The organism is Streptomyces sp. NPDC104202 (genome assembly GCF_055584185.1).
Genome location: NZ_JBVJMN010000086.1, coordinates 20411 through 27107 on the forward strand (window position 1 = coordinate 20411; position 6697 = coordinate 27107).

The 6697-nt window shown below is 68.3% G+C and carries 5 protein-coding genes; 4 read left to right on the plus strand and 1 reads right to left on the minus strand.

The window, feature by feature from the left end; translation table 11 throughout:
- Window positions 1–8: 8 nt before the first annotated feature.
- From ACZ60W_RS34510 to ACZ60W_RS34525, 4 genes are all read left to right on the plus strand, one after another.
- Window positions 9–1019, plus strand: coding sequence for a hypothetical protein (locus ACZ60W_RS34510; RefSeq protein WP_469759359.1), 1011 nt, complete (start codon window positions 9–11; stop codon window positions 1017–1019).
- Between the two features lie 327 nt (window positions 1020–1346).
- Window positions 1347–1709 (plus strand): hypothetical protein, encoded by a 363-nt coding sequence (locus tag ACZ60W_RS34515; RefSeq protein ID WP_469759360.1) that lies wholly within the window; start codon window positions 1347–1349, stop codon window positions 1707–1709.
- A gap of 293 nt (window positions 1710–2002) precedes the next feature.
- Window positions 2003–2341: an effector-associated constant component EACC1 gene (locus ACZ60W_RS34520; RefSeq protein ID WP_469759364.1), complete on the plus strand. Its 339-nt coding sequence runs from the start codon at window positions 2003–2005 to the stop codon at window positions 2339–2341.
- Window positions 2338–3528, plus strand: coding sequence for a caspase, EACC1-associated type (locus tag ACZ60W_RS34525; RefSeq protein WP_469759361.1), 1191 nt, complete (start codon window positions 2338–2340; stop codon window positions 3526–3528). Before ACZ60W_RS34520 ends, ACZ60W_RS34525 begins: the two co-directional genes overlap by 4 nt.
- A gap of 316 nt (window positions 3529–3844) precedes the next feature.
- On the opposite strand, the gene ACZ60W_RS34530 is transcribed toward ACZ60W_RS34525, so the two are convergent.
- Window positions 3845–6223 (minus strand): helicase associated domain-containing protein, encoded by a 2379-nt coding sequence (locus tag ACZ60W_RS34530; protein WP_469759362.1) that lies wholly within the window; start codon window positions 6221–6223, stop codon window positions 3845–3847.
- Window positions 6224–6697: the final 474 nt, after the last annotated feature.

Sequence of the window (6697 nt, forward strand, 5' to 3'; positions counted from 1 at the left end):
AAGAGCACATGAACTACCCCCGCCTCCCCGCACGGCTCCTCGCCCGCGAGTCCCTGCCCGGTATCACCGAGGCGCTGGGGAACATGGACGGCTGGCTCCTGCGCGACGGCGCGCACTGGCTCGTCACCCGGCACGAGGGCACGATCACCATCAGCAGGATCAGCACCGATCACTCTCAGGTGGTCGTCGCCCGCGCCACGTGGACCGACCCGGCTGCGGACGGCCCCGACACCTACTGCTCGCCCCTGCCCGATGGCGCCCTGGCCACCAGCACCCGGGAGGCCGTCACTGTCCAAGAACGCGACGGAACCGTCCGCTGGGAACACCGCCACCGGGACTGGCAGCATTCACCCGAGGCCTCCGGCGCTTGCACGCCCGACCTGGCGGGGCGTGTCCTTCTGGCGACCATGGCCGGACCTCTCGGGGCGGACGGGCTTTCCAAGGGCGACATCTGCCGCGCCCTCGACCTGGCCACCGGCGAGGTGCTCGCCGAGCACGTCCTGCCGTCCTTCTCAGCGACGTACGCCTTCCAGCAGTTCCCGGATGCACGCCCCGAGGTTCTGCTCACCGCCTCCATGGGCCAGGACGGTACGCACTGCCTCCTGATCACCTACACGCCCGACGGACTCGACGTCCGGGCGGCGGGCACCGCCGAGGAACCCTACGTCGGCCTGGGCACGGACGGAGTGCTGGTCAGCCAGGACGTCGGCGGAGGCTATCTCTGCCGGACACAGGAGGGTGTCGACGACGTCATCATCGAGGCCGGCGAGGTTCTCCCCGAGGAGTGGCTCTTCGTCGGCTACACCCCGGGCTTCGTCGACGACAAGCGGATCCTGGTCGCGACAGCCGAGGAACAGTGGGCGCAGGAGGGCACCCACCTCCTGCTCGACGCCCACACACTCAGGCCCCTCGCCGAAGTCGACTACCCGCAGACGCCGGGGGTCTCCGCCGTACCGATCGGCGACGGCACGTGGCTCACCGCCGACGGAGAGACGGTTCTGCGCTGGAGCACCGTCTGATCCGGCTACGGTAGCCCTCGGCCAGCCGATCCGCGGCCGCCACCGGATCGCGCGCAACGTCACGCTGGCCATACAGGTCGCCGACGGCTCGGCTGCCCGCCTGCGCAGCTCGCCGAGAGTACGGGTCAGCTCGTCCTTGCGGGCTGTCAGCACCCGCATCCGTCCGGCAGTCAGCCCCGGCAACAGCTCGACGATCGTCCGGTAAGACTGGGTGGTATTCGCCTTGCCTCTCACCGACTCGCTGCCACCAGGTCCTGGGTACAGCTGCTCGAATGTCAGCCGCGCTCCGGCTCTCAAGAGCGCTACCGCCAACGGCGGCGCGAAGATTTGGGCCAGGCCGAGCAGGTCCAGCAGCACCTCGCCCACGATGCGCCGGTTGCTGCCTTCCCGTGTCTGCACGTCGAGGATCTCCTCGACCTGACCACTTGCCCCGTCCAGCAGTTCGACACTCTTCGTGTCTCCCATCAGGGAACGGCGCAGCCCGATCCGTATACCCTCGATCCGCACGAACAGCGTCACCGTCTGCAGAGCTTCTCCGGCACCTCGCGCCAGGCCACCAGCAGGCCGAGCGCGTACTGGATGCAGTCGACCAGCGTGGTCTTGCCGCCCGAAGACACACACCACCGGGTAGGCGAGATCGACCTCCCGCACCCCGCCGTCCGAGGTGAGCACGAGCCGCTCACAGAATGAGTCCCTTGCCATCGCGGTTCCCTCGGGTTCTCTGGCCGCACCGTCGAGCCATCCAACGGGCCATTCCCGCCCAGGGAGCCGGGCCACCCCCTCACGCCACCGCATCGGTGGGCAACACACGAACGTTGCCCACCGATCCAGCGCACCCCGGTGTGCCGGGTACTCGGTATGGAGGGCGATTTTTCGGAGTGCGAGGCGAGGCACCGGTCCGGTGTACGACGATGAGACAGGGCCGTCAGCAAGGCGTCGGGTAGATCTGTTCACAGGAGGCTTGGGTGCGGTTAGAGGTACGGATGGAGTCGGATGTGAGAGAACTGCGTTCGTTGCAGGGCTGGCTTCGTTCAGACCCGGACGTGCGCAGGACGGCTGTGACCGACGTGAGGGGGAGTGCTCCTCGGCCGGGGGAGATGGGCTCCGCGCTCGACGTGCTGCAGTTGGTAACCGGGAACGGGTGGAGCGCGGCGTCGTTCGTGCTGGCTCTGGTGGCGTGGCGCCAGACCCGGCCGCAGCGTCCGCGGGTAGAGATCCACCGCGGCGACACGGTCATTGTCCTCACCGACTGCTCGCCCGATGAGATCGAGCGAGCAACCCGAGCGCTGGACGCTGCCGGGGAAGAGGAACGCGACACGTGAGCGTGCTGCCCGACCCGGGGGCGTCCCGCGCGGTACTCATCGGTACGAGCCGCTACGACCACCTCGAGCAGCTGCCGGCCGTCTCGAACAACCTGACCGCCCTCGCCGAACTCTTGAGCGGCCCGCTGTCCCTGCGCATGCCCACCTCACACGTGACCGTTGTCGAGAATCCACCCGACCCGGCCACCGTGCTGAATCCACTGCGCCAGGCAGCGGCAGAGGCCACCGACACGCTGATCGTCTACTACGCCGGCCACGGCCTGATCGACCCCCACGACACCCTCGCCCTGGCCCTGCCGCACACACACCCCGGCCGGGTCGAGACCAGCCTCACCTACGACTGGCTGCGCCAGATCCTCCTGGATTCCCCAGCACAGCGGCACATCGTCCTCCTCGACTGCTGCTACAGCGGCCTCGCCCTCGGCCGGATGAGCGCACCCCAGGGCCTCGCCGACCAGGCCGCAGTGGAAGGCACCTTCCTCCTCGCCGCCTCCGCCGAAACGCGCATTGCCCTGGCCCCGGTTGGCGACGCTCACACAGCGTTCACAGGAGCCCTTCTCGAAACGCTCCGCCACGGCATCCCTGGCGGACCACCCCTGCTCGACCTGGAGACCATTTACCGGCACCTACGCCTGACCCTGGAAGCCCGGGCGCATCCTGTCCCCCAGGCGAGGAACCGCAACACCGGAGCCCGAGTGGCGCTGGCACGCAACCACGCAGACCTTCCCACCACACCCGTCACCGCCGAAGCCGCCATAGAGCCAGATCACCGGCTGTGGCCCGACCCGACCTCGATCCACACGATCACCGGCTTCCTTACCAACCTCGCGGCGGTCAGAGAAATCAGCGGACTGACCCAGCAGGAGGTCAGCCGCCGCTCCGCCGGACGCATCTCCACAGCCACAATCAGCAGACTGACCAACCGCGACACACTACCCGCCACCTGGAACACCACAGCCGTCTACCTCGCTGCATGCAGTGTCCCCGACGACCAGATTCAGCAATGGCACGGAACCTGGCAGGAACTGCGCAACAACGCCACCGCGCCGCACCACACCCCCACCGCCACGTCCCAGGGCGGCACTGATGACCACGGGAATACACGGCGGCGATTCTTCGCCTTATGGCGCGGCCGCGGTCACCGACTGGGGACCTCCGGGGCAGAGGCCCCGGAGGGGCGAGGCTGAGGGCTCTGCCCCGTGTCTCCCGAGTCGCTCCCGAACAGCGTGTTCCACCCAGCAATCGCGAGAAGACCGACTACCAGGATTGCGCCGGTGGACGGCTTCTTCCACCGGCTGGTTGACGCTGACGACGGCTGCACATAATGCCGTGCCCTCCAGTACCCCTTGCGCTGCTGCGCCACTGCTCCACATCCCATCGAGGCAGACCGACCTTCTCACCAGTCTTCTGAAGACGCTCCACCTCCGTCGCTGAATCGCTAAGCACGTCTGAATTCCGCCGCTCCGCACTCTTCGACTGACCCACGCCCCGACCACTAGGGCGTCATCCCCATCGCATTCCGAGCTCGGACAGTTCCTCGATCCGCTCGGGCGCGAGACGTGTCCGGCGGGAGCGGCTGTTGGCGATGAACACTCCCAGGGCCTGCTCATCTGTGCCGACCTTCTCGACATGCCGGTGAGGCACCTCTAGATGCCCTTCCCGCTCCCGGTACTGGCGGGCAGCAGCCACATTCGCCGCCCACACCTGCGCCCGTGTACGCCGCGGCGCCGCCACATCCCGTTCACCCTCCTGCACAGGGCCGAGCCCGAGAGCTTCCTTCAACAGCCATTGCTGCGCTGCCCCAAGACTGTCCCAGCCACGCCGCTGTCCGCCGGCCCACCGTCCCAGGTCCTCGCCCTGGACCACTACCTGTCCCGCCTCCTCGGGCAGCACCTGCCCGCCCTGGACGTGCAGACGAGCGAGGTGGAAGCACCGCTGCCAGGCAACCGACCATGAGGGGCACCATGACGGGTCGATGTCCTCCAAAGCACGCCGCCGAGCCGCACTCAGCCCACCCGTACCCTGCCGTACGGCCGCCCGCTGGTTCTTCAGCCACACCCCGACCGCGTACCCCTCCCACATGGCATCGGCCGGCGCCAGCAGGTGCCCGTGCTCCTGGGCCCACCCCCGCGCCGCAGACAGCCCCTCGGTGAACGCGACCTCGGCATGCGACCAGATCATGCTGAGCTCCTCCAGCTGCCCCACCCGCTCCTGGCTCAACTCCCCGCGCGTGTGCGCACGGCGCTGCCGGTCGATCCACACCCCCAGAGCGAACCCGTCCGCAGTCCGGTACTCATACGGAACCGCCAGATCACCATGGTCACTGCGGTAGGCCAGCGCGGCCGCCAGACCCCGCCTCCAAAACTGCCTCTCCGGCTGCAACACCCGCAGACTGATGAACGCCGCCAGCTGCGCCGGATCCCGGGGCCGGGAGAACGACAACAGCTCCGCAGCCACCTTGCCCACCTCGCCCGGCACCTCCACCACCCCACCGCCCGACCGCCCCCCGGCCACCTGGGGACCAGCCAGCTGCTCCACCGCCCGCGCGTCGTGCGCCCGAAGGGCCGTGAGAACCTTCACCAGCTCCCCATAGGCCCTTGAGACCAGCATCTCGTCGGGCTGCTCACCCGGGCCGAGGAAGACGGGAACGACCAGGGAGGCCACCTTGCCTTCCCCCGGCTGCATGCGAAGCGCCCGTCCCACCGCCTGGACGATGTCGACCGCAGAGCCCCGCACATCCGCGAAGACGACGGCATCGCACTCCTTGGTGTCCACCCCCTCACCCAGCACCCGCACCGACGACAGCACCCGCACCCACGCCGCCCCCGCATCAACCTCCGGCTCCGACGCGAACCCCGCCAGCACCGCACCCCGATGCGCCGGCTTGTGCTCCCCGCACAGCCAGTCAGCCCACACCCCATCAGCCCCCGGGTAAAGACCCGGATCACTCTCGTGCAACTCCTTCGCCACTGCACCAAGACCACTGGAGAACGCCTCAGCCTCACCCATGCGGTAATGAAACGTCAGCAACCTCCTCAACCGCCGCTCCGCAGAAGCCTTCACCACCGCCGTCTGCAACGCCGCAAGCCGCGCCCCCCGCACCCGCGCCGTCCTGCCCGCACCCCCAACCAACTCGACCACGGGCAAACCAGGATCCGCGATGTCCACACACACCACCTGGTAACGAGCGATCAGCCCCCGCTCGATCGCCTCCGACAGTGACAGCCGGTACACCACCGGCCCGAACAACGCCTCATCGTCCATCGACGCAACCAGCTCACCACCCCTCTCCGGACCCTCCCGATCCGCCACCTCCCACAACCGCGGCGTAGCCGTCATGTACAGCCGACGCAGCGCCGGCACCCGCCCATCGTCATGAACCCCCGCCCACGCCTTCCCCAACGCCCCCGACGTCCGGTGCGCCTCGTCCACCACCACGAGGTCCCACGTCCCCAGCCCTACGCGATGACTCCGCTCCAACACCCCCAGTCCCAGCGAGGCATAGGTGGCAAAGACCGTCACTGACTCCAGGCCCGATACCCACTCCACCAACTCCGCCTCTTCAGTGGTGCATTGAAGATTCCGTATGTCCTCGCGCGACAGCGAGCAGGCCCCGAACATAGGGCCCCGGCGCCCCGCCTCCCGCCACACCGAAACGGTCTGCGCCAGCAGTCCGAGCGTGGGGACCAGCACCAGAACTCGCTTGGCACGCAGGGCCTTTGCCGCATGGACAGCGATCAGGCTCTTACCGGTACCAGTAGCCGCAACGACCTGGGCCCGCGCCCCTCTCGGCGACCCTTCACCTGGTACGTGCCCCAAGGCCCGCACCACAGCATCGACGGCCTCGACCTGGTGAGGACGGAGAGTCACCCGAGTCGGCACAGCACACCACCTTCCGCCTCCACCGGGAGAGGCACTACCCGCTAAGTGTGGACTTTATCCGGGCCTACTTTTGATTGCACCCTGCCCGCAGGACCGAGCTCCCACTCACTATGACAGGAGCACCACCCGCCCGTACGAGCTTGGAAGAAGAGCCCACCACATCGAGTGAGACCGCAGGCCATTGCCAACACGCAGGCCACCCCAGCCTGTAGCCAGCAACCCGCGAAGCGGGTCGGGCTTGAAGGCGAAGCCGGAAAGCCCAAGGCAGGGGAGCGAAGCGGACCTGCCCACCGCGCTGCGAAGCAGCGCGGTCTGTTGACGGCTGAGCGAAGCCGGCCGTCAACAGACACTCCGTCACTCAACCCTCGCGAAGCGAGGGTTGAGCCTGGGGAAGCGAAGCGGACCCAGGCCCGCCGAGCGAAGCGAGGCGGCTCTGTTCGAACGCGCGCAGCGCGTTCTGACCCGCTCCGCGGG

Coding starts and splice junctions, on each gene's coding strand:
- ACZ60W_RS34510 (WP_469759359.1), top strand. CDS start 9: ATGAACTACCCCCGCCTCCCCGCACGGCTCCTCGCCCGCGAGTCCCTG.
- ACZ60W_RS34520 (WP_469759364.1), top strand. CDS start 2,003: ATGGAGTCGGATGTGAGAGAACTGCGTTCGTTGCAGGGCTGGCTTCGT.